Below are 21,449 nucleotides of genomic sequence, written 5' to 3'. Positions count from 1 at the left end.
TGCCAAACCGTTAATTTCCTGACTACGCTGCATAATCAGCTCAGTAGATCGTATCGGGAACGCGGGGGCATGGCGTTCTTTTTGCCTGATCTGCTGGTGTGTTGGGTTGTGCGATGGCAACGAGTTTGGCGTTTGACATCGTGCTGGGGGAGTACATCATGCCTGTTCTTGGGACGCTCCATCGGTTCAGCAGCGCGTGTCTCGGATCTGCCCTCGTTCTTGCGGGCGTTTCGGCGGCGCAGGCCCAGTACTTGCCGTCCACGCCGGGTTCGCCCGACGTTTCCACGGTGGACGCGCCCAACACGACCGGGCCGGCCTTCGTCGAGACATCGATCCTGGGCGGCGCCGGCACCATCGATCTCGACGACGAAATCGCCGCCTATGAAGCGGCGGCCGCGGCGGAAGCGCTTCTGCGGCAGAACCCGCCCGACGACGGGAGCGGCGGCAGCCCGTGCGACCCGGACGCGCCGACATGCCTCTGGGATCCGGATTATCCACAGGATGTTCAGGATGCCGCCGCGGCGCGCGACGCGGCCCTGACGGCGCTGCAGGACGCCGCCAACACCATCGATCCGAACGCCGTCACCGCGACCGCTTCCTGCGCCGAGCAGCTCGATCCCTTCGCCTATGCGCTCGACGTCGCCGGGCTTGCGACGGAGGCCGTCGGCGTGGGATCGGAGATCGCCACTGCGCTCGATTTCACCGGCCTGACCGAGTCCGCCTCCAACGCGGTGCAGGCCGTCGGCGTCGGTCTGCAGACCGGCAGCCTGATCATCGAGGGCGTCCAGACATTCGGCCTGCCGAATTGCGAGGGCGTCTTCACCGGCAGCGTCATGACGGACGCCAACGTCATCGCCAACATGGGCGTGTCGGCGCATAACGGCCGCATCACGCTCGGCTATCTCGGCAATCCGGATTTCGACGGGACGGCCGATGTCGCGGTCGAATACTATTTCGAGGGTATCACGATCGGCGGCGGCGGCGTGGGCGGTGCCGGCTTCGGCGGGGACTACGCCTACACGGCGGATGTCACGGCCATCGCGATCGGCAACGGCTCGCAGGCGCTCTCCGAATACGCCATCGCGTTCGGTGACGGCGCCTATGCGAGCGGGGTCGGGGCGATCGCGTTCGGTGCGGGGGCCATCGCCGACGGGGAGAGTGTGGCGGCGTTCGGTGCCGGCGCGCAGGCGCTTGGCACACGCGCGACGTCGCTTGGCGAGACCGCCTTTGCCGCCGGAACGGACGTGACCGCGGTCGGCACGCAGGCGCAGGCCATCGGGGCCGACTCGACCTCCGTCGGGACCGAGGCGATCGCGGCGGGCACCGGCAACACCGCCATCGGCGACGGCGCGCAGGCCTTCGATCCGACGACCGGCAATTTCCTCAACGGCCAGAACATGACGGCGGTCGGCCAGGGCGCCTGGGCGTTTGCCGACGGCGCGACAGCGCTGGGGCAGGGCTCCCGGGTCTATTCCGGCGGGGCCAACGGCACCGCGATCGGTCAGAGCGCCGAAGTCGCCGCTGCGAACGGCTCGGCGGTCGGGCAGAACGCGCTCGCCTTCGAGGAGGGCGCGAGCGCCTTCGGTCAGTTCGCCGTGGCTCTGGGCGCATCGTCCACCGCGATCGGTAACGACACCTTCGCCGGCGTGGAAGCCTCCACGGCGGTCGGCGAATCCGCGATCGCGGTCGGCTCGCAGTCGACCTCGATCGGGCAGAGCGCGCTTGCGAGCAACCTGCTGACGACGGCGGTCGGCCAGAATTCGGAAGCCTCGGGCCTGAACGCCACGGCAACGGGCCAGGGGGCGCTCGCCACCGGCGATTATGCGACGGCATTCGGCCAGACGGCGACCGCAAGCCAGGAGAACGCCACGGCGCTCGGCCAGCTCGCCTCGGCGACGGGGACGGGCACGACGGCCCTCGGACAAGGCGCGGCGGCAACGCAGGCCAACGCCACCGCGACCGGCATGTCGGCGCAGGCGACCGGGCCGTATGCGACCGCGATGGGTGCGGAGAGCAGCGCGGCCTATTCGGGCTCGGCGGCCTTCGGCGCGGGCGCCACGGCGACGCGGGCGAACCAGCAGGTCTTCGGCGTCGCCGCCAACACCTACACCATGCCCGGCATCGCTTCGCTGAACAGCACGGCATCGCAGGTCGGGCCGCTGTCGCTGGCGACCACGGACCAGTTCGGCAATCTGGCCGCCGACCGGGAGCTCTATGTGCAGATCGGCGAGAACAAGGAAGGCGTCGCCATGGCGATGGCGCTCTCCAACTTCTGGGTGCCTTACGGCAAGCAGTTCGCCATGGGGTTCAACGTCAGCTCGTTTGACGGGATCTCGGCCTTTGGCGGCAATTTCGGCGGCAAGGTCTCGGAAAACGTCCATCTGACGGGCGGCATCGCGGTGGCGGGCGGACAGGTCGCCGGGCGCGCGGGAGCGCTGTTCTCCTGGTGACAGGAGGAGGCCAGGCCCGGATCGCGCCGTGAGCGAGCCCGCGCTCAGACCATCGCGGGGTCGATGCCGACATTCGGGCGGTCGATGATCTCGCGCAGCGCGAAGGACGAGTTGATCTTGACCACATGCGGCAGCGACGACAGCCAGTCGCGGTGGATGCGCTCGTAATCGGCCAGGTCCTTGGCGGCGATGCGCAGGATGTAGTCGTATTCGCCGCTCATCAGGTAGCACACCAGCACATTGGGGCAGCGCTTGATGGCGTCCTCGAATTCGCGCAGCGTTTTCTGGAACTGGCCGGACAGCGAGATGTGGACGATCACGGTCAGCGTGTAGCCAAGTGCCTTGTTTGAGACGCGGGCGTGATAGCCGCGGATCGCGCCGGATTTCTCCAGCGCGTCGAGCCGGCGCGAGCAGGCCGAGGGCGACAGGCCGACGGCTTCGGCGAGCGCCACGTTGGAGATGCGGCCATCGGCCTGAAGCGTGGCGAGTATCGAGAGATCGATCGAATCGAGTTCCATGCGCGCAATCTTTCCCTTCTTTTGGCATTTCTGACGCAACAATACGCGAAAAGACAGGATGTCGCAGCCCCACTTTGCAAGGACATTGACCGCGATTTCGACGATCATCCTTCCCATGCACAACGCCGGGCTCAAGGGAGACATCAATGCGCGTCGGTTGTCCGAAGGAAATCAAGAACCACGAATATCGCGTCGGCCTGACCCCGGGTTCGGCGCGCGAGTATGTCGCCAATGGCCACACGGTGATCGTGGAAAGCGGCGCGGGCCTCGGCATCGACGCCGATGACGCGTCCTATGTCGCCGCCGGCGCGAAGGTCGTGAAGACCGCCGAAGAGGTGTTCGCGCAGTCGGACATGATCGTGAAGGTGAAGGAACCGCAGCCGGTCGAATGGGCGATGCTGCGCGAGGACCAGATCCTCTACACCTATCTGCACCTGGCTCCCGATCCGGAGCAGACCAAGGGCCTGCTCGCCAGCGGCTGCACGGCGGTCGCCTACGAGACCGTGACCGACGATCGCGGCGGCCTGCCGCTGCTCGCGCCGATGTCCGAAGTGGCCGGTCGTCTGGCCATCCAGGCCTCCGCGACCGCGCTGCAGAAGGCGCATGGCGGCCACGGCATCCTGCTCGGCGGCGTGCCGGGCGTGCTGCCCGCGAAGGTCGTGGTGCTCGGCGGCGGCGTCGTCGGCCTGAACTCGGCCAAGATGGCCGTCGGCCTCGGCGCGGACGTCACGATCATCGACCGCTCGATCCCGCGGTTGCGCGAACTCGACAACATCTTCAACGGCCGCGTCCACACCCGCTACTCGACCGTGGAAGCGCTGGAAGAGGAAGTCTTCTCGGCCGACGCCGTGATCGGCGCCGTGCTGATCCCGGGCGCCGCCGCGCCGAAGCTCGTCACCCGCGAAATGCTGGGCGGCATGAAGAAGGGCTCGGTGCTGTGCGACGTCGCCATCGACCAGGGCGGCTGCTTCGAGACCTCCAAGGCGACCACGCATTCGGAACCGACCTACGAGATCGACGGCGTCATCCATTACTGCGTCGCCAACATGCCGGGCGCCGTGCCGGTCACCTCGGCCAAGGCGCTCAACAACGCGACGCTGCAATACGGGCTGATGCTCGCCAACAAGGGGCTGAAGGCGCTGGTCGACGAGCCGCATCTGCGCAACGGCCTCAACGTGCATCGCGGCCGCATCACCAACAAGGCGGTGGCCGACGCGCTCGGCTACGAGATGGCCGCACCGCAGGACGCGCTGAAGGTCGCCTGACAGACCTGAAAGCGTGACAAGGCCGGTCACGATTGCCGTGGCCGGCCGTTCTCACACATGACCGAACCCTTTCGATGGGGCGACGGGCGGAGCAGAAGGCTTCGCCCGTTTTTTTGTGCTTCTTTCGATATGTATCTTTATCGTACATTTTTCCGATCGTTCGTGTGCCGTTTAAGGCATTGAAAATGCTCATTCATGGTATCGACATATCGTCGTTCGTTCTTTTTTCGATATATCTGTATCTTGACGATCATGTCGGTATTGCCTATTTGCCGATATATCGAAAACAATCGAAACGGAGAAAACCATGTTTGGATCGATGGAAGGCCCCGAAGACGGGCTGCACAGGCACGGTCGCGGCCAGTGTCGCGGCAAGGCATTTCATGCGATGGGCGGCGAGGATTCCGGCGGTCATCGCGGCCGGGGCGGGCGCAGGGGGCGCGGCTTCGGCGACGGGGACGGCGGCCGGTTCGGCCGGCGGCTGATCCGGGGCGACCTTCGCCTCGTCATCCTGGCGCTGATCGGCGACGAGTCCCGTCACGGCTACGACCTCATCAAGCAGATCGAGGAGATGTCGGGCGGTTCCTATGCGCCGAGCCCGGGCGTCGTCTATCCGACGCTGACCTATCTGGAAGAAGCCGGCCATGTGCAGGCTGAAGAGGACGGCAACAAGAAGTCCTACAGCATCACCGAGGACGGGCGAGCCTATCTGGAGGAAAATCGCGAGATGGTCGATGCGATCTTCGAGCGCCTGTCCGCCATCGGCGGGCGCATGGAGCGGCGCAAGTCGAAGCGCGAGGGCCACGGCAGGGATGACGGGCCGGAGCTGCCGCGCAGCCTGGACACCGCACTGCTGCATCTGCGCGAAACGGTCGCCCGCGCCATCGCTGCGGACGAGAAGCGCTCGGGCGAGATCGTCAAGCTGCTGCTCGACGCCGCCGACCGGCTGGAGCCGAAAGAGGACTAAAGCCTTGCCGCCTTGCCGTATCAGGCGCGCTCGATGCGCGCCTGGTAGCAGTTGAAGCGCGACGAGCGCATGTGCAGATAGGCGACTTCGGCGCGGTCCAGCATGGCCCGCGCCGTTTTCACGATGTTGGCAGCCTCGACGACCTCGGCGGTCGCATAGTCGATCCAGTCGTCGCTGCGATAACCGCGCAGGATGTAGCTGCCGCCGAACCGGAACATCGGCGCGAGGTCGTCCGTGTCCGAGGCTCTTTCGCATTCCTCGGCATGCAGGAAGATCGGGCCCGTCTCCGCATAGGGCTGCGGCGCGTCGAAGGGGCGGTGGGCAAGCACGAGAAAAGGATCGCCGTCCCGCACCGGCTGCAGGCAGTGGCGGCAGGGGATGCCGCTTCCGTCGGAGACGAGCCTTTGCGGCGGGTTGCCGTAGGCATCGTCGCCGCCGCGCTGCAGAGCACGGACGGCGTCGGTTTCCAGGGCGCGAAATCCGATTTCGGTCATGTCCAGCTCCATCGGCTCGTGGGACGATCGACAGAGCGGTAGGCCGGGCGGCGGGCGGCCGCCACCCGATTCAGGCCAGGATCAATAGGCGGACACGAAGTCCGTGACCCGGCGCAGCGTGACGCGGCGGTTGCGCCATTCGGCGGCCGGCGTCGGGACGAGCAGATAGTCCTCGCCGTAACCGATCGTGTTCAGCGCCCGGTAGGGCACGCCGAAGCGCTGGGCGAGAACACCGGCCAGCGACGCGGCGCGGGCTTCCGACAGGGCCTGGTTGGCGTAGCGCGACCCGACGGCGTCGGTGTGGCCTTCGATCAGGAACAGCTCGCGATGGCCGTTGCCGAGCATCTGGTTGATCGCAATGGCGATCTGCTGGACCTTCCAGTACTGGCTCTGGTCGATGGCCGACGAGCCGAAGGCGAAGTTGATCGACTGGATGTCGATCGACGGGGCCTGGCTGCGCAGGTGATGGTTGCGCTTGATCTGGTCGATCGTGACACGGGCCTTCGGCGCGATGGTGCGCGAGGGCGCGCGCTTCAACTGGCGCGTGATGGTCTGGGCGTCGGGCGTTGCCTGAGCGGCGGCCTCGGTGACGAGAGCCGGGACGAGGGCGGTCGCGCCGACGGCGGCGAGGGATTTCACGAAGTTGCGGCGGTTCATGGCACACTCCTTTGGAGGTCGTTGTCGTGTGCCAGAGATAGCGGGCGGCGCCTGAACGGTGCCTGAACGTGCCGTTCAGCCTGTCGCGCCGACGCTCGCAGCGCCCAGCCGGTGCAGGTCGTCGACGGTCAGCGGCGTCAGCGTTGCCTCTTCGCGCCGGAGGGGTTCGAAGCCGAGCTTCTGGTAGAGCGGCAGCGCCGCCGGGTGGTCGGCGGTGCAGGTGTTGACCGTGATGCGCTCCGGCTCGCCGGCCCAGCAGGATTCGATCGCCTGGCCGAGGAACCAGCGACCCAGCCCGCGGCCCGCCGCATGCGGCATCAGGCCGAAATAGGCGAGATCGGTGGTCTCGTCGTCGGCGCGGTTGACCTCGTAGAAGCCGGCCGGTGCGCCGTCGATATAGAGGACGTAGATCTCGCTCGTGTCGGCATGGATGATGCCGGCCAGCGTCTCGTCGTCCATGCGCAGCCGATATTCCCATTTCCACGGATAGCCGACCTGCAATTGCAGGAAGCGGTAGAAGGCAAGTTGCGGCTTTTCGGCGTGCAGGATCGCCGCATTGACGCCGAGCGGCAGCGACCAGCGCCGGGCCGGCGGGGTCGTCATCTCGAGATAAGTGACCGTGACATCAATGGTTTCGGCGTCTTTGCTCATGATCTGATTCACCCTTGCGCTGGGCCGGTCTCCACCGGCGTGTCGTCGCGGGCGCCCCATTCGGACCACGAACCATCATAGAGTTGCACGTCGTTTGCGCCGATGGACTGCAGCGCGAGCACGATGACGGCGGCGGTGACGCCGGAGCCGCAGGTGGTGACGACGGGGCCGTCCGGATCGATGCCGCCTTCGTCGAGCGCGGCGCGCAGGCCGTCGAGGTCCTTCAGCCAGCCGTCCTGCGACAGGGTCGTCACCGGAACGTTGCGTGCGCCGGGCATGTGGCCGGAACGCATGCCGGGGCGCGGTTCGGCGTCCTTGCCGGTGAAGCGCCCGGCAGGCCTCGCATCGGCGATCTGGCGCGAGCCGTCGCCGGCGATCTTCAGCATGTCGTCGAAGGCGGCCACCTTGGAGGCGTCGAATTTCGGCAGGAAGGCGGCCGAGGCGATCTTGGTCGGCCGGTCGGTGACGATGTGGCCGTCCTTCTTCCAGTTGTCGAAGCCGCCGTCGAGCACGAACACCTTCTCGGCGCCCATGACCCGGAACAGCCACCAGACGCGCGGCGCGGAAAACATGCCGAGCCCGTCATAGACGACGATGGTGTCGTCGCGCGCGATGCCCATGCCGCTGGCATGCTGTTCGAAGACGAGCGGCGAGGGCAGGGCGTGCGGCAGGTCGCTGTCGGGATCGACCACCGCGTCCTGGTCGAAGAAGACGGCGCCCGGGATATGCGCGGCCTCGTATTCGGCGCGGGCGTCGCGACCGTGGGCCGGCAGATACCAGGACGCGTCGACGATCGACAGGCCGGGATCCTTCAGGTGGGCGACCAGCCACTCGGGCGATACGACGAAGGGGCTTTTTTCGCTCACAGACCGTGTCCTCGTGAAAGATGGAAACCGCCACCAGCTATAGCCAAGTGCTCTGCCGAAAACACCCCCAGGAGCAGCGGGTTGCGCCGGTTCGAAGTGCATGCCACTAGGGAAATCGTCAGCAATTGGAGCAGTCGTGGCAGTGAATCGAGAAGTGGCGGCCCATGCGCCCCGGACGGCGCGCAGACGCGTCGTTCTCTTCGTCGCCAACGTCCTCATCTATATCCGGCATGCGCATCTGGTCGTGCGGTTTCGCAAGAGGGTCGGGCATTTCCCCAATGTGGCGCATCCGGGCGAGTACCAGGAGCTGATCTTCTGGCGCAAGGTGTTCGACCGCAACCCGGTCTACGCCCGTTTCTGCGACAAGCTGGCGACGAAGGACTACATCCGCGAGAAGGCGCCCGACCTCAAGCTGGCGAAGACGCTGTGGGTCGGCGACCGGCTGGATGACGAGGCGCATGCGCTGCTGGAGCAGGGCGCGGTGCTGAAGGCCAATCACGGCTGCAACTTCAACTACATCCCGGCGCGCGACAGGCTCGAGCGGGCTGCCGTGGAGCGGCTGGCGCGCAAATGGATGCGCCGGCACTACAACCGCCGCAACTACGAATATCTCTATTCCAAGGCGCGGCGGACGCTGTTCATCGAGGAATTCCTGAGCAAGCCGGGCGCGCGTATGACCGAGATCCAGGCGCGCGTCGTCGATGGGGAGCCCTTCCTCCTGTCCTCGACCACCAACCAGAAGACCGAGAACGAGCGGATCGCCTATTTCGACCTCGACGGCAATCGCCGCCGGGAGATGGAAATCGGCGAGGATGGCTGGGAGGATGACGGTTTCGAGGTCCCGGCATCCTATCGCGAGGTCATTCGCCAATGCGCGGCGCTCGGCGGCGGTCTGGACTATGTGCGCGCCGATTTCTTCGACCTCGGCGGCGAGCTCTATGGCGGCGAAATCACCGTCTATCCGACGGCCGGGCTGTCGGCGAACGACCGCAAGCCGGACGGGCTGACGCGGACGATCGCCTCACGCTGGAACTTGCGGCTCAGCCACTTCTTCACCGTGCGGCACGGGCCGCTGATCGAAGTCTACAAGCGCGCGCTTCTCGAGGCGCTGGACGCGGAAGGCCGGTAGGCGGCCACGCCGATCAGGGCTGCGGGCCGAAGCGAATGCGGAAGCGGCGGTTCTCGCGGCCCTTTTTCTCGATCTTGCCGATATGGATCTCGCCGACCTCTTGCGTCTCGGTCACATGCGTGCCGCCGCAGGGCTGGCTGTCGACGGAGGCGTCCTTGCCGATGCAGACGAGGCGGATTTCGCCGGTGCCGGTCGGCGGGCGGACGTTCTTGGATTTGACCAGACCGGAATTGGCGGCCAGTTCGGCGTCGGTGATCGTTTCGGTGTAGATCGGGTGGTTGGCCGCGACCAGCTCCATCAGCTTCTCGCTGATCGAGGCCTTGTCGCCGTCGAGTTCGGGGATGTCGAAATCGACCCGGCTTTCCGTTTCGCCGACGGACGCGCCGGTGATGGGGTAGGGGCAGACGACCGTGAGCAGGTGACAGGCCGTGTGCATGCGCATCAGATTGTAGCGCCGGTCCCAGTCGATATGCAGGGTCAGCGTCTCGCCGATGCCGGGGACCGGCTGGTCGGGCGCGGGGACGTGGATGATCTCGTCCTTGGTCTCGCCGCAGACCGTGGCCGCGATGGCGATCCTGGTGCCGTCGGCGCGCTCGAAGAAGCCGGTGTCGCCGGGCTGGCCGCCGGACGTGGCGTAGAAGCAGGTCTGGTCGAGGATGATGCCGCCGCGATCGTTGATCGCGACGACCTTGCCCTCGGCGACGGACAGATAGGCGTCGTCGCGGAACAGCGCCTTGACCGAATGCGCCATCACTCGGTCTCCTCGAACGGGACGTCGATGTCGGTGGTCTTGTCCATCCATTCAGGCACGGGCAGGTCCTTGCCGCGCAGGAATTCGGGGTTGAAGAGCTTCGACTGGTAGCGGTTGCCGTAATCGCAGAGCACGGTGACGATGGTGTGCCCGGGGCCCATTTCCCTGGCCATGCGGATCGCGCCGGCGATGTTGATGCCGGTCGAGCCGCCCATGACCAGGCCTTCTTCCTCGGCCAGCGCGAAGATGATCTTCAGCGCCTCCTCGTCGGGGATCTGGTAGGCGAAATCGGGCTTGAAGCCTTCGAGATTGGCGGTGACGCGACCCTGTCCGATGCCCTCGGTGATGGAGGAGCCTTCGGATTTGAACTCGCCGGAGGTGTAATAGGAATAGAGCGCGGCGCCCATCGGGTCGGCGAGGCCGATCTTGACGCTGGCGTGCTTGGAGCGCAGCCCCTCGGCGACGCCGGCCAGCGTGCCGCCGGAGCCGACGGCGCAGATGAAGCCGTCGACCATGCCGCCCGTGTCGCGCCAGATCTCAGGCGCGGTCGTCTCCACATGGGCCTGACGGTTGGCGACGTTGTCGAACTGGTTGGCCCAGATCGCGCCCTCGTCGGCGGTTGCGGCGATCTGTTCGGCCAGGCGGCCGGAGACGCGGACATAGTTGTTGGGATTGCGGTAGGGCACCGCCGGGACCTCGACCAGTTCCGCGCCGTAGAGCCGGATGGCGTCCTTCTTTTCCTGCGACTGGGTTTCCGGGATGACGATCACGGAACGATAGCCGGAGGCACGCGCGACCAGGGACAGGCCGATGCCGGTGTTTCCGGCCGTGCCCTCGACGATGACGCCGCCCGGCTTGAGCAGGCCTTTTTCCTCAGCGTCGCGGACGATGAACAGCGCCGCGCGGTCCTTCACCGACTGGCCGGGATTGAGAAATTCGGCCTTGCCCAGAATGGTGCAGCCGGTCTCCTCCGACGCGCGCTTGAGCTTGATGAGCGGCGTGTTGCCGATGGCCTCGAGCACCGATGTGAGCATATCCCGTTCCTTGCATATTTTCGCGCGACAGTATGTCCTCGACTCGCGTGCTTCAAGGCACAACTATTTCGGCTGGAAGGCGTGATCGCGGATTCAGCTTCTCGAAAAAACCGGTCACGTGGCATAATTCTTGTGATCCGCATTGCGGCAACGCGCGTAGCAATGGCATTGAAGCGCCTGGAACGGGCGTGACGACATTCAACCATGAGCGACAGCAGATTCGAAAACATGGATGCCCTGATGGCCGGCTTTGTGGCCGGGACGCTGCCAAGGCCGGTGGCGGTCATGGTGGCCGCGCATCTGGAATTGTCAGCGGGAAGCCGCGCGCTTGTGCGAGCCATGGAGGCTTCGGCCGGCGACCTGCTCGAGGCCGAAACACCCGTGCCGCTGACATCGCGTGATGCGCGCCTGGAGGCGATCTTCGCCTCCAAGGACGAAATTTCCGGAATGACGACGAGACCGCGCGAGCCGGGCGCAGTGCTTCCGCACGCGCTGCACGACTTCGTCGGCCACACGATCGAGACCATTCCCTGGAAGACGAAGCTGCCGGGATACCGCGAATACGACCTCGGTGAGGCGGATGGCTGCCATGCCACGCTGATGTGGATCAAGCCCGGGCGGACCATGCCGGCGCACACCCATGAAGGCGCGGAGTTGACGCTCGTGCTCGACGGCGCTTTCACCGATGTGAACGGGCGGTTCGGCCGCGGCGACATCTCGTTTGCCGACGAATCGCTGGACCATCGTCCGGTCGCAGAGAAGGGGCGGGCCTGCATCGCCTTTGCCGTCACCGACGCGCCGCTGCGGCTGACGGGCCCGCTGTATCAGCGGATCTCCGACATTCTCGGCACGACCTGAGCCCAAGTCGCCGATTTCTTTGCGGAAAAGGCAAACCGGGCGAGGCGGGTCTGCGTAGACCGGCCAGACACAGCAATCGGAATGAAGACCATGTCGCTTTATCGTGCGACGCCGGGTGACGGCGTTGCCTGGATCACCGGTGCGAGCACCGGGCTCGGCCGCGAACTGGCGCTGCAGATGGCGGCGCTGGGCTATGACGTCGCGGCGACGGCGCGCGGCGAAGACGCGCTCAGCGCGCTGGAGCGTGACAGCGCCGCGCTGGAGGGAACCGTTCGGGCATTTGCCTGCGACGTGACCGACCGGGCCGCGATGGCCGAGACCGTCGGCACGATCGAGGCGCAGGCGGGGCCGGTCCGGCTCGCGGTTTTCAATGCCGGCATCTACATCCCGACGCATGGCGAGGCGCTGGCGCCCGACGATTTCGACAAGACCTTCGCCGTGAACCTGACCGGCGTTCTCAACGGGCTCGCGCCGGTCGTGGAGCGGATGAAGGCGCATGGGTGCGGGCAGGTGGTGATCGTCGCCTCGGTGAGCGGCTATTCGGGCCTGCCGTCGGCCTCGGCCTATGGCGCGACCAAGGCGGCGCTGATCAACATGGCGGAATCGCTGTCGTTCGACTTCTCCAAGATGAACATCCGCATCCAGGTGGTGAATCCCGGCTTCGTCGACACGCCGGCGACCGAGCAGAACGCCTACGAGATGCCGTATCTGATGCCGGTGGAAAAGGCGGCCGCGCGCATGCTGGCGGGTATCGAAAACGGTGGTTTCGAAATCACTTTTCCGCGCCGCTTCACATGGCAGTTGAAGCTCCTGCGCATGCTGCCGCATCCGCTCTATTTCGCGATCATGAACCGCGCGACCGGATGGAGCACGCGGCCGCTCGATTTCCGCGACACGACGCCCGCGGCGAACCGGTCGCGATAGGCGTCGACGGTCCGCCGCGATTGCGACGGCAGGGCGTTCGCCTATAGTCCGCCTGACCGCGATGCGCCGGGAGGGCGAGCATGATCATCACACTGGCCGTTTCGGGCTATCGCTCGCTCCGGAACCTGGTCCTTCCGCTGGATCGGCTGACGCTGATCACCGGCGCGAATGGCAGCGGGAAGTCGTCGCTCTATCGCTCCATCCACTTGCTGGCCGATGTCGCGCAGGGCGGCCTCATCGGGGCGCTGGCGCGCGAAGGCGGGCTGACATCGACGCTTTGGGCGGGGCCGGAAACCATCTCGCGGGCGATGAAGACCGGGGAACACCCGGTTCAGGGCACGGTCCGCGACGGGCCGGTCAGCCTGAAGCTCGGTTTCGCCGAAGAGGATTTCGGCTATGCGATCGATCTCGGCATGCCAGTGCCCGCGCCGGCCTCGCAATTCAATTCGGACCCGGAGATCAAGGCCGAATCGCTGTGGTTGGGCGATTGCCTGCGGCGGTCGAACGAGGTCGCCAACCGGTCGGGTCCGCATGTCCAACTGCTGACCGAGGAGGGGCGGCGCAAGACGGCCTTCACGGACCTGCCGGGCTTCGACAGCATGATGACCCATGCCGCCGACCCGCGTGGCGCGCCCGAATTGCTGGCGGCGCGCGAGCGCATGCGCGCCTGGCGGTTCTACGATCATTTGCGCACCGACCGTGACGCGCCCTCGCGCGTTCCGCAGACGGGCACGCGCACGACGACGCTTTCGGCCGACGGGGCCGATCTCGCCGCGGCGTTCCAGACGATACGCGAGATCGGCGACGAGAGCGGGCTCGAAGAGGCGATCGAGGATGCGTTTCCGGGCAGTGCGCTCGACGTGCGCGTCACCGACGGGATGTTCGAACTGGAGATGCGGCAGCCGGGGCTCCTGCGGCCGCTGCGCATGGCGGAGCTTTCGGAAGGCACGCTGCGCTACCTCTTGCTGGTCGTCGCGCTGCTGACGCCGCGCCCGCCGCCGCTCCTGGTGCTCAACGAGCCGGAATCCAGCCTGCATCCGAGCCTCCTGCCGGCGCTGTCTCGGCTGATGGCGAAGGCCGCCCGCCGGTCGCAGGTGATCGTGGTGTCGCATTCGGCGCTGCTGATCGAGCCGCTGCAGGGCCAGCCGGACACGGCCTGCTACGAGTTGCGCAAGGAGCTCGGCGAAACCGTGGTCGATTGCGATCCGCCGCCGTGGAACTGGCCCAAGCGATGATCCCGCTTCACGCCTACCGCGCGTAGACGATCTGGCGGACGTCGATGAACTCGTCGCGGAAACCCGCCTCGCAATAGTGGAGATAGAATTCCCACATGCGCTTGAAGCGGGTGTCGAAGCCGAGATTGGCGATGTCTTCCCAGGCGTGCTGGAAGCGTTCGCGCCATGCGGCGAGGGTGCGGGCGTAGTCCTGAGCGAAGACGCGTTCGGCGACGCGGGAGAGGCCGCGCTCGGCGGTTAGCGCGTCGAGGATCTGCGGCGTCGGCAGCATGCCGCCCGGGAAGATGTAGCGCTGGATGAAATCCGGATTGGCCTTGTATTCGGGAAAGGCGCGCTCGTTGATCGTGATGATCTGGAGGCCTGCGCGGCCGCCCGCCTTCAGCACGTCGCGCAGCTTGTCGAAATAGGTCGGCCAGTACTGCTCGCCGACCGCCTCGAACATCTCGATCGACACGACCCGGTCATAGGTCTCGGTCTCGTCGCGGTAATCCTGGAACTTCAGCGTCACCTTGTCGTCGAGGCCGGCGCGGCGGATGCGCTTGCGGGCGAAATCGAGCTGCTCCTGGCTGATCGTTAGGCCGGTGACGCGGCAACCGATCTCGGTGGCCGCGAATTCGGCGAAACCGCCCCAGCCGCAGCCGATCTCCAGCACATGGTCGTCCGGGCCGATGCCGGTCGCGCGGGCGAGCGCCCGGTACTTGGCGGCCTGGGCCGACGGCAGGTCATTGGCGCCTTCGCCATAGAGGGCGGAGGAGTAGGTCATGCTGCTGTCGAGCCAGCGCGAATAGAAGTCGTTGCCGAGATCGTAATGGGCCGAGATGTTGCGCTTGGAATTGGTCTTGGTGTTGCGGTTCAGCCAGTGGCGGAACGTGTTGAAGGCGCGGAACAGGCGGTTGGCGCGGGCGATCTGGTACCCGAGCGTCTCGTTGGCGACGAAGAGTTCGAGGAAGGCGGTCACGTCCGGGCTGTCCCAGTCGCCGTCCATGTAGCTCTCGCCGACGCCGACGGTCGCTTCGGACAGGGCGCGGCGGGGCAGGTTCCAGTTGTGCAGGATCAGTTCGGCGTCCGGTCCGGGCGCGTTGCCGCCGACGCTGATTCCCCGCCCGTCCGGCAGTTGCACGGTCAATGTGCCGTGCGGAAGCTGCATCGCGGCGCGCAAGGCCAGCTTCGCCTTCAGCGGAATGCCCTGAAGGGTCCGGCGGATGTTGTCCGGCGTTAGCCGCACCGCATCCGTCTTCAATGTTTCCGCGAATCCCCCTTGTGAGGCGGATCCGCTCGTCAATTCGTAATCTGCGCTCATGGCGCGACACTAGCCGGATTGTTTCACCGGTGCCAGAGGGGCGTCGCCATCACGGTAACTGACCGCTTGCGGCGGTGCGCCGCGCGTATGGAACTTCGCGCCCTTCAGCCACAGCTTCGCCGCTTCGAGGTGGATGCCGGCCATGACCTTGAGCGTCATGAAGGGCAGGCGCGTCACCAGGGCAAGGAGCGTCGCGGAGGTCAGGGGCCGGGCCTCGCCGGCGAAGGCGGCCGACAGCAACGGCGTTCCGTGTTCGGTTTCGAGGATGCGCAATCGTACCGCGTCGCCCGGCGGCAGGACGCGGAAATGGTAGCGCGCGCCGAGATCGATGAAGGGTGAGACGTAGAAGATCTTGGTGCGTTCCTGGCGCAGGCCGGCGGCGCTCATCTGGCCGTCCTCGACCGGGCAGACATAGCTGTGCCGCTCTCCGAAGGTGTTGCGCACCGCGTAGATCACCGCCGTCAGGGCGCCGTCCGCACCGTAGCAGTAATAGACCGACAGCGGATTGAAGACGTAGCCCAGGATGCGCGGATAGGCGAGGAGATGGACCTTGGCGGGACGGTCGAGGCCGGCGTCGGCGACGAGCGCGTCGACGGCGGCGCGCAGGCTGGCCTGCGGCGTCTCGCCGGGGAGGTGATCCATCTCGTGGAAGGCGACGAGGTTGGCGCGATTGACCGAGAACGCCGCGGACAGCCGATCGGCGTCGTCAAGCCGGTCGAGATCGATCAGCAGCGAGAAGACGCGATAGGTGAAGCGGTGACCGAACGGATTGAGCCGCGCATGCATCACCTGGCCCGGGTAGAGCCGCGCGGCTTCGGCCACGGGCGGGAAGGATTCTCGGGGGTTCGATTCGGCGTGCAGGGTCGTCATGCTGGCTTGAGTATTCGCGCTCGCATTATTCGTCATTTATCCTACGCGTTTCGGCGTTTTCCGGATCACTTCAGAGCGATTTTTTCTTCAGAAACATGGGGATAATGGATTTCGGCATCGCGTACACGAAAATGTGATCGCCTAGTAAAGTTTCTAGCTAGTTTTTGAATTCTCATTCAAAACAGGTATTTGAGATGCCCCTTATCGTAGATAGTTTTACAGTTTAGAATTTTACAGATTTGAGAGGCTTTCCTTAAAGCGCCGCGGGGACGATTTTTACATTGCAGACACTCCGGGAGGAGGACGTCGAGCAATGACGAAAGCAGTAACCAGCGGAGTTTTGACATGAAATCGTTTCAGATCCAGGCGCCTTTCCGGATCACGGCAGCGGCGCTGTTTTGCCTGGCCAGCGGGAACGCCTATGCCATTGATCTCGGTGCCTCGGTCGGCGGAACGAGCGTCAGCGCGTCCGTTGGAGGCGGTGGCCGCAGCGGCGGCGGTGTGAGCGCCAGTGTCGGCGTGTCCGGCGGCGGTGGCGGCAGCGCGTCGGCGAGCGCCTCGCTCGGCGGATCGGGCGGCGGCGGGCTCGGAGCCTCGGTCAACGCTTCGATCGGCGGCTCGGGTGGTTCGGGCGCCGGCGTGGGCGTCGATATCGGCATCGGAGGCGGTGGCGGCACCGGTGGCGGTGGCGGCGGTGCTGGCGGCGGCGGTGGTGCCGGTGGCGGCGGCGGAGACGGTGTCGTTCAGCTCGTCCGCGGGTTCAACGCAATGTCCGGATCGAGCCAGGCGCGAGTCAAAAAGACCTGCCGGCAGGCCCTCGGCGTGAACGGCCGCGGATACGACCGCGACCTCGTCGCCTTCTGCAGGCTGCTGCAGAAATACCTCTGATTCGGACTGTGCGTATGGCCGGAGCGTCCGCTTCGGCCATACGTGGCATTTCAGCTTGCGCCGCGCCGATGCTGTAATCGTAGATCGGGTGCGGCGCTCTTGCGTGGGCCAGATGGTCGAAGCGTCCCGGACTCCTAAGCTCCGCCGATCTCGGGTCATCTCTACTTCATGTCCCGCATGGGCCTGGACGCCGTTCTTCAATCAGCATTTTCCAAGAGAGATCCACGATCGCGCCAGGCGTGAGAAGCGCTAGGGCTATTCTGCGGCTTCGACGAATGCCGGCCATGACTCATTGGCGGGCGCGGTGTCGTGGCGGGATCGCCAGGGGATGACGCCGCCGAGCGCCTCCGCCACCGACAGGCCGGAGCGCAGGCCGTCTTCGTGGAAGCCGTAGCCTGTCCACGCGCCGGCGTACCAGAGGCCGCCATGGCCCTGGATGCGGGCGAGGCGGGCCTGCGCGGCGAAGGCGGCCGCATCATATTGCGGATGATCGAAGGTCCATTCGCCGAAGATCGTGCCGGGCGCGGGTTCGCGAACCGGGTTAAGCGTCACGAAGAGCGGCCGGGCCGGGTCGAGGTTCTGCAACCGGTTCATCCAGTAGGTCACGCAGATTTCGCTCTCTTCGCCGCGATTGGCGTCGCGCAGATAGTTCCATGCGGCCCAGGCCGGGCGACGCTTCGGCATGAAACCGGGATCGCGGTGCAGGACCACGCGGTTCGGCTTGTAGGGGATCGCTTCCAGGATGGAGCGCTCCTCGGCCGAGGCCTCGGCCCGGCGCATGGCCAGTATCTGGTCGCTGTGCGCGGCCATGACCACGTCGTCATAGAGCGCCGTTTCGCCCGAGGTTCTGGTCACGGCGACCCCGCCGGCGACACGCGTGACGTCGCGCACCGCGGCGCCCGTCAGGAGGCGTCCGTCGAAATCCGCGATCATGCGGTCGAGATAGTTTCGCGATCCGCCCGACACGGTCTGCCAGAGCGGCGGTGCGATCTCCAGAAGGCGGTGGTTTTCGAAGAAGCTGACGAAGGCGCGCGCCGGGAAATCCAGCATGCGGACGCGCGGCGTCGACCAAATGGCCGCCGCCATGGGGATAAGGTAGTCGTCGCGAAAGCGCATGGAAAAGCTGCGCAGCGCCAGATAGTCGCCGATGGTGACGCGGTCGAGCAGGCCCGCCTGCCGGTCGGCCAGGCACTGGCGGTTGAAGCGCAGGATGTCCTTCAGCATCCACCAGAAGGAGGGAGAGACGAGGTTGCTGCGCTGCGCGAAGAGCGAGAGCAGGGTCTCGCCGCACCATTCGCGCGCGCCGCCGTCGAGCGACAGGGCGAAGCTCATGTTCGAGACTTCGCTCTTCACGCCCAGATGATCGAAGAGTGCGGTCAGGTTCGGATAGTTGCGCTCGTTGAAGACGATGAAGCCGACATCGACGGCCATCTGCTTGCCGTCGTAATCCACGTCGACCGTGCAGGTGTGGCCGCCCGGCCGGGTTTCGGCCTCGTAGAGCGTGACGTCGTGGCGCTTGGACAGCGCCCAGGCCGCCGAGACGCCGGAAATGCCGCTGCCGATGACGGCGATCCTTCTTCTGCCCGGCAGGCGCATGGCTGTAGCGGGCGGGACGACATTGACGGTCACGCGGCTTTCCCTTTCATGTCTTTATAGGCGACCATGGCGCGCTCGCGCGCACCGGCGTGTTCAACAAGGGGACGAGGATAAGTGTCGCCGAGTTTCACGCCGGCCTTGGACAGAACCGATTCCGGCGCGTCCCAGGGCTTGTGCAGGTATTTGTCGGGCAGGGCCTCGAGCTCGGGCACGAAGTGGCGGACATAGGCACCGTCGGGATCGAATTTCTCGCCCTGCAGGATCGGGTTGAAGATGCGGAAATAGGGGGCGGCGTCCGCGCCGGAGCCGGCGACCCATTGCCAGCTCGCCGCGTTGGAGGCCGGATCGGCGTCGACCAGCGTGTCGCGGAACCAGCTCTCGCCGTGCCGCCAGTCGATCAGCAGATGCTTGATCAGGAAGGAGGCGACGATCATGCGGACGCGATTGTGCATCCAGCCGGTTTGCCAAAGCTGACGCATGCCGGCGTCGACGATCGGATATCCGGTGCGGCCCTTCTGCCAGGCGGTCAGGTCCTCGCCCGGTTCGCGCCAGGGAAAGGCGTCGAAATCCTCGTTGAAGTTGGCGGTCGGCAGGTCGGGGAAGTTGACCAGCAGGTGCCAGGAGAATTCGCGCCAGACGAGTTCCTTTCGAAATTTGGTCATATCGGACGAGGGAGCGTCGCCGCGCCGTTCCTCCGTCGCCTCCCAGATCTGGAACGGGGTGATTTCGCCGAAGGCGAGATGCGGCGAGAGTTTCGACGTGGTCTCGCCGTCCGGGCAGTCGCGCGCGTCGCCGTAGCCGTCGATCGCCTCGTCGAGAAACCGCTCGAGCCTCTCGGCCGCGCCATCCTCGCCGGGCGTCCATTCGTCGGCGATGCCGCCCGACCAGTCCGGCTTCGTCGGCAGCAGCGACCAGTCGACAAGTTCGTCAGAGGCGGTGTCGCCGTCATGCGCGATCAGGCTGTCGGGCGCGTCGAGAGGCGGGCGCGGGGGCGGCGTCTCGGAAAAGGCGCGCCAGAAGGGCGTGTAGACGCGATAGGGGCCGCCGGAGCCAGTCTTCAGGCGCGTCGGTTCGTGCAGCAACGGCCCTTCATGGCTTTCCACCGTCCAGCCGGCGGCGCGCAGGTCGGATTTGATCTCGGCGTCGCGCTTCGTCAGGGTCGGCGTGTAGCGACGATTCCAGAAGACGGTGTCGGCGCCGGTTTCGTCCGCGATCTCCTTGAGGATCGCCAGCGGATCGCCCCGGCGAAGAATGAGCGGTGCGCCAAGTTCTTCGAGCGACTTGGAAAGTGCGGCAAGGGAATGATGCAGCCACCAGCGCTGCGCGCCGCCAAGCGGGATCGCATCCTCGGCGTCTTCCAGCACGAATAGCGGAACGACGGGACGCCCCGATTCTGCTGCGGCGTCGAGTGCCCGGTTGTCGGCCACGCGCAGATCGTTGCGGAACCAGACGATGACCGGTGCGGTGGCCTTGTCGGATTTTTTCGTGCTGGTCATGTCTGTCTTGGGAGCGTGGTTCCGGTCATGGTGATCGATACGCGGCATGCGCGCATTCGGATCAGCCGAAATTCGGACCGCCGGATCCGGCCCTCGCGGGGCGATCGGCGCGGGAAAGAGGAGGGGCGGTCTTGGTCGCGGAAGCGGGTTGATGTATCTGCGATGATGCAAACGCAGGGGGCATGGGACAGCGATGACGATTGGCACAGGGTCCAAGCGAGCGTGTCTGCGCGGCATCCTTTACGGGATCGCGGCGACGGCGGTCGCGTCCGGGCTTCTGGCCGTGGAGGCGCGGGCGAGCGACGGCGCGAGCCTCTACCTGGACAGTCTCGACCAGCCGCTGGAGGATGTGCGCTACGGCGACGCGATGATCGATTGTGCGGCCAGGATGCTGGCGAGCCGGGAGATCGCCTGCGATCTGGTGCCGGCGGAGAAGGAAGTTCAGCATTCCTTCTGGGTCTGGCGCAACGAGGGCGGCGCGTTCATCAACCGCACGCTCGACGGAAACTACAGGCTGCGCGAGGAGGAGTGCCTCGACGGCTTCTGTCGCTGGCAGGGCTGCCGCATCACCGCGTGGCCGACATTTGCCTGCGACGACGGATCGACGCGCACCGGCAGCGTGCAGGACCGTGTCCGCCTGATTCTCGACGAAATAGCCTATGAGCGCGTGCGCCAGGAATAGCGCCCCGGCGCCTAGCAGCCGTTGGCGCCGCGGGTGACGGAAATGTTCATCTGGCGGACCGTGCCGAAATCGGTCGTGTTGGTCGCGAAGCCGGTGCCGTCGCCCTTGCAAAAGAGCGCGTTGAACGGAAAATTATCCAGCATGCCCGCCTGCCGCATCGCGGCCATGGCCGGCGTTTCCTGGAGGGCCCATCCGGCATCCTGAAGCGCCTGCTCGTAGAAGGCGCGCAGTTCGCCATAGGAGGCGCCGGTTTCCAGCGTCACGCTGATGCCGTCTTCCAGAGTGTCGTTCGAACGCCCGATCTCCGTGACGGTCGCGCCCGGATATTCCGGCAGCGCCATCTCGAGGTAGAGCGGCGGATAGTCCGCCGCATGGGCCGGCGACAGGCCGGAAAGCGACAGGGCGGTGAAAACGGCGAATGTCGTCGTCGCGGATTTCATGGCAGCTCCTCGGTTCAGCATTTCTGAAGAGCCATTCTGCCCGACGAGTTTGACGTAACGTTAAAGGCAGGAAAGCGGGGAGCGGCGGCGCCGGAAACCATAAAGGGCCAGCAGTGAAACTGCTGACCCTTTTGAAACTGGCTCCCCGGGCCGGATTCGAACCAGCGACCAACCGGTTAACAGCCGGTTGCTCTACCACTGAGCTACCGGGGAATAGCGCTCAGGCTGAGCGGAGCGTATATCAAAGGTGCTTCCGATTTGCCAAGGCGGGAATCAAACTTTTTTGAGCCTATTTTTCGCGGGCGTCGCCGGCGGTGGCTCCGCCTGTGGAAAGAGGGGCCCGCGATGCCTATCTGCGGGGCGAAACCGGTAACCGAC

21 protein-coding genes and 1 tRNA gene are annotated in these 21,449 nt (G+C 65.9%); 9 read left to right on the top strand and 13 right to left on the bottom strand.

Annotated features, from left to right (window positions below; all coding sequences use genetic code 11):
• The first annotated feature begins 158 nt into the window (after positions 1–158).
• Positions 159–2,450, top strand: coding sequence for a hypothetical protein (locus MRY80_RS02225; RefSeq protein WP_293287463.1), 2,292 nt, complete (start codon positions 159–161; stop codon positions 2,448–2,450).
• A 44-nt stretch (positions 2,451–2,494) separates the two neighbouring features.
• Here the strand turns inward: MRY80_RS02225 and MRY80_RS02220 are convergent, their stop codons facing one another.
• Positions 2,495–2,968 (bottom strand): Lrp/AsnC family transcriptional regulator, encoded by a 474-nt coding sequence (locus tag MRY80_RS02220; RefSeq protein ID WP_293287460.1) that lies wholly within the window; start codon positions 2,966–2,968, stop codon positions 2,495–2,497.
• Positions 2,969–3,114: 146 nt separating this feature from the next.
• Between MRY80_RS02220 and ald the strand changes: the two genes are divergently transcribed.
• Positions 3,115–4,233, top strand: a complete 1,119-nt coding sequence (gene ald, locus MRY80_RS02215) for an alanine dehydrogenase (RefSeq protein WP_293287457.1) — start codon at positions 3,115–3,117, stop codon at positions 4,231–4,233.
• Between the two features lie 307 nt (positions 4,234–4,540).
• Positions 4,541–5,200, top strand: coding sequence for a PadR family transcriptional regulator (locus MRY80_RS02210; RefSeq protein WP_293287455.1), 660 nt, complete (start codon positions 4,541–4,543; stop codon positions 5,198–5,200).
• 20 nt (positions 5,201–5,220) lie between these two features.
• Here MRY80_RS02210 and MRY80_RS02205 read toward each other — a convergent pair whose 3' ends face one another.
• From MRY80_RS02205 to sseA, 4 genes are all read right to left on the bottom strand, one after another.
• Positions 5,221–5,694 (bottom strand): DUF1203 domain-containing protein, encoded by a 474-nt coding sequence (locus MRY80_RS02205; protein ID WP_293287453.1) that lies wholly within the window; start codon positions 5,692–5,694, stop codon positions 5,221–5,223.
• Between the two features lie 81 nt (positions 5,695–5,775).
• Positions 5,776–6,351, bottom strand: coding sequence for an OmpA family protein (locus MRY80_RS02200; RefSeq protein ID WP_293287452.1), 576 nt, complete (start codon positions 6,349–6,351; stop codon positions 5,776–5,778).
• A 75-nt stretch (positions 6,352–6,426) separates the two neighbouring features.
• Positions 6,427–7,002, bottom strand: a complete 576-nt coding sequence (locus MRY80_RS02195; protein ID WP_293287450.1) for a GNAT family N-acetyltransferase — start codon at positions 7,000–7,002, stop codon at positions 6,427–6,429.
• Positions 7,003–7,010: 8 nt separating this feature from the next.
• On the bottom strand, positions 7,011–7,868 hold the full coding sequence (gene sseA / locus MRY80_RS02190) for a 3-mercaptopyruvate sulfurtransferase (RefSeq protein WP_293287447.1): 858 nt from the start codon (positions 7,866–7,868) through the stop codon (positions 7,011–7,013).
• Positions 7,869–8,004: 136 nt separating this feature from the next.
• Here sseA and MRY80_RS02185 point away from each other — a divergent pair, with 136 nt between their 5' ends.
• Positions 8,005–8,997, top strand: a complete 993-nt coding sequence (locus MRY80_RS02185) for an ATP-grasp fold amidoligase family protein (RefSeq protein ID WP_293287445.1) — start codon at positions 8,005–8,007, stop codon at positions 8,995–8,997.
• A 13-nt stretch (positions 8,998–9,010) separates the two neighbouring features.
• Here MRY80_RS02185 and MRY80_RS02180 read toward each other — a convergent pair whose 3' ends face one another.
• Both MRY80_RS02180 and MRY80_RS02175 read right to left on the bottom strand, forming a co-directional pair.
• Complete coding sequence (locus MRY80_RS02180; RefSeq protein ID WP_293287443.1) at positions 9,011–9,748, bottom strand: alanyl-tRNA editing protein; 738 nt, start codon at positions 9,746–9,748, stop codon at positions 9,011–9,013.
• On the bottom strand, positions 9,748–10,782 hold the full coding sequence (locus MRY80_RS02175) for a cysteine synthase A (protein WP_293287441.1): 1,035 nt from the start codon (positions 10,780–10,782) through the stop codon (positions 9,748–9,750). Before MRY80_RS02175 ends, MRY80_RS02180 begins: the two co-directional genes overlap by 1 nt.
• 204 nt (positions 10,783–10,986) lie before the next feature.
• Between MRY80_RS02175 and MRY80_RS02170 the strand changes: the two genes are divergently transcribed.
• From MRY80_RS02170 to MRY80_RS02160, 3 genes are all read left to right on the top strand, one after another.
• Positions 10,987–11,640 carry a ChrR family anti-sigma-E factor gene (locus tag MRY80_RS02170; RefSeq protein ID WP_293287440.1) on the top strand — a complete coding sequence of 218 codons (654 nt, stop codon included), beginning with the start codon at positions 10,987–10,989 and terminating at the stop codon, positions 11,638–11,640.
• A 90-nt stretch (positions 11,641–11,730) separates the two neighbouring features.
• Positions 11,731–12,564, top strand: a complete 834-nt coding sequence (locus MRY80_RS02165) for an SDR family NAD(P)-dependent oxidoreductase (RefSeq protein ID WP_293287437.1) — start codon at positions 11,731–11,733, stop codon at positions 12,562–12,564.
• A gap of 80 nt (positions 12,565–12,644) precedes the next feature.
• Positions 12,645–13,799: an AAA family ATPase gene (locus tag MRY80_RS02160; RefSeq protein WP_293287434.1), complete on the top strand. Its 1,155-nt coding sequence runs from the start codon at positions 12,645–12,647 to the stop codon at positions 13,797–13,799.
• A gap of 13 nt (positions 13,800–13,812) precedes the next feature.
• On the opposite strand, the gene MRY80_RS02155 is transcribed toward MRY80_RS02160, so the two are convergent.
• Together MRY80_RS02155 and MRY80_RS02150 are read right to left on the bottom strand one after the other, a co-directional pair.
• Positions 13,813–15,039 carry a cyclopropane-fatty-acyl-phospholipid synthase family protein gene (locus tag MRY80_RS02155; protein WP_293287431.1) on the bottom strand — a complete coding sequence of 409 codons (1,227 nt, stop codon included), beginning with the start codon at positions 15,037–15,039 and terminating at the stop codon, positions 13,813–13,815.
• A 69-nt stretch (positions 15,040–15,108) separates the two neighbouring features.
• Complete coding sequence (locus tag MRY80_RS02150) at positions 15,109–15,969, bottom strand: DUF1365 domain-containing protein (protein WP_293287428.1); 861 nt, start codon at positions 15,967–15,969, stop codon at positions 15,109–15,111.
• Positions 15,970–16,314: 345 nt separating this feature from the next.
• Here MRY80_RS02150 and MRY80_RS02145 point away from each other — a divergent pair, with 345 nt between their 5' ends.
• Positions 16,315–16,857, top strand: coding sequence for a hypothetical protein (locus MRY80_RS02145; protein WP_293287426.1), 543 nt, complete (start codon positions 16,315–16,317; stop codon positions 16,855–16,857).
• Positions 16,858–17,112: 255 nt separating this feature from the next.
• Here the strand turns inward: MRY80_RS02145 and MRY80_RS02140 are convergent, their stop codons facing one another.
• Both MRY80_RS02140 and MRY80_RS02135 read right to left on the bottom strand, forming a co-directional pair.
• Complete coding sequence (locus tag MRY80_RS02140) at positions 17,113–18,453, bottom strand: FAD-dependent oxidoreductase (protein ID WP_293287521.1); 1,341 nt, start codon at positions 18,451–18,453, stop codon at positions 17,113–17,115.
• A 29-nt stretch (positions 18,454–18,482) separates the two neighbouring features.
• On the bottom strand, positions 18,483–19,949 hold the full coding sequence (locus MRY80_RS02135) for a deoxyribodipyrimidine photo-lyase (protein ID WP_293287424.1): 1,467 nt from the start codon (positions 19,947–19,949) through the stop codon (positions 18,483–18,485).
• Between the two features lie 193 nt (positions 19,950–20,142).
• Between MRY80_RS02135 and MRY80_RS02130 the strand changes: the two genes are divergently transcribed.
• Complete coding sequence (locus MRY80_RS02130) at positions 20,143–20,631, top strand: hypothetical protein (RefSeq protein WP_293287422.1); 489 nt, start codon at positions 20,143–20,145, stop codon at positions 20,629–20,631.
• 11 nt (positions 20,632–20,642) lie between these two features.
• Here MRY80_RS02130 and MRY80_RS02125 read toward each other — a convergent pair whose 3' ends face one another.
• Both MRY80_RS02125 and MRY80_RS02120 read right to left on the bottom strand, forming a co-directional pair.
• The gene (locus MRY80_RS02125) at positions 20,643–21,071 is read right to left on the bottom strand and encodes a hypothetical protein (protein WP_293287420.1); all 429 of its coding nucleotides are present in this window, start codon (positions 21,069–21,071) and stop codon (positions 20,643–20,645) included.
• Positions 21,072–21,209: 138 nt separating this feature from the next.
• A tRNA-Asn gene (locus MRY80_RS02120) sits at positions 21,210–21,284 on the bottom strand.
• Positions 21,285–21,449 lie beyond the last annotated feature (165 nt).

The sequence above is a fragment of the Oricola sp. genome (assembly GCF_022763245.1).
Lineage (GTDB): Bacteria > Pseudomonadota > Alphaproteobacteria > Rhizobiales > Rhizobiaceae > Oricola.
This window is presented reverse-complemented; position numbering and strand designations above follow the sequence as displayed.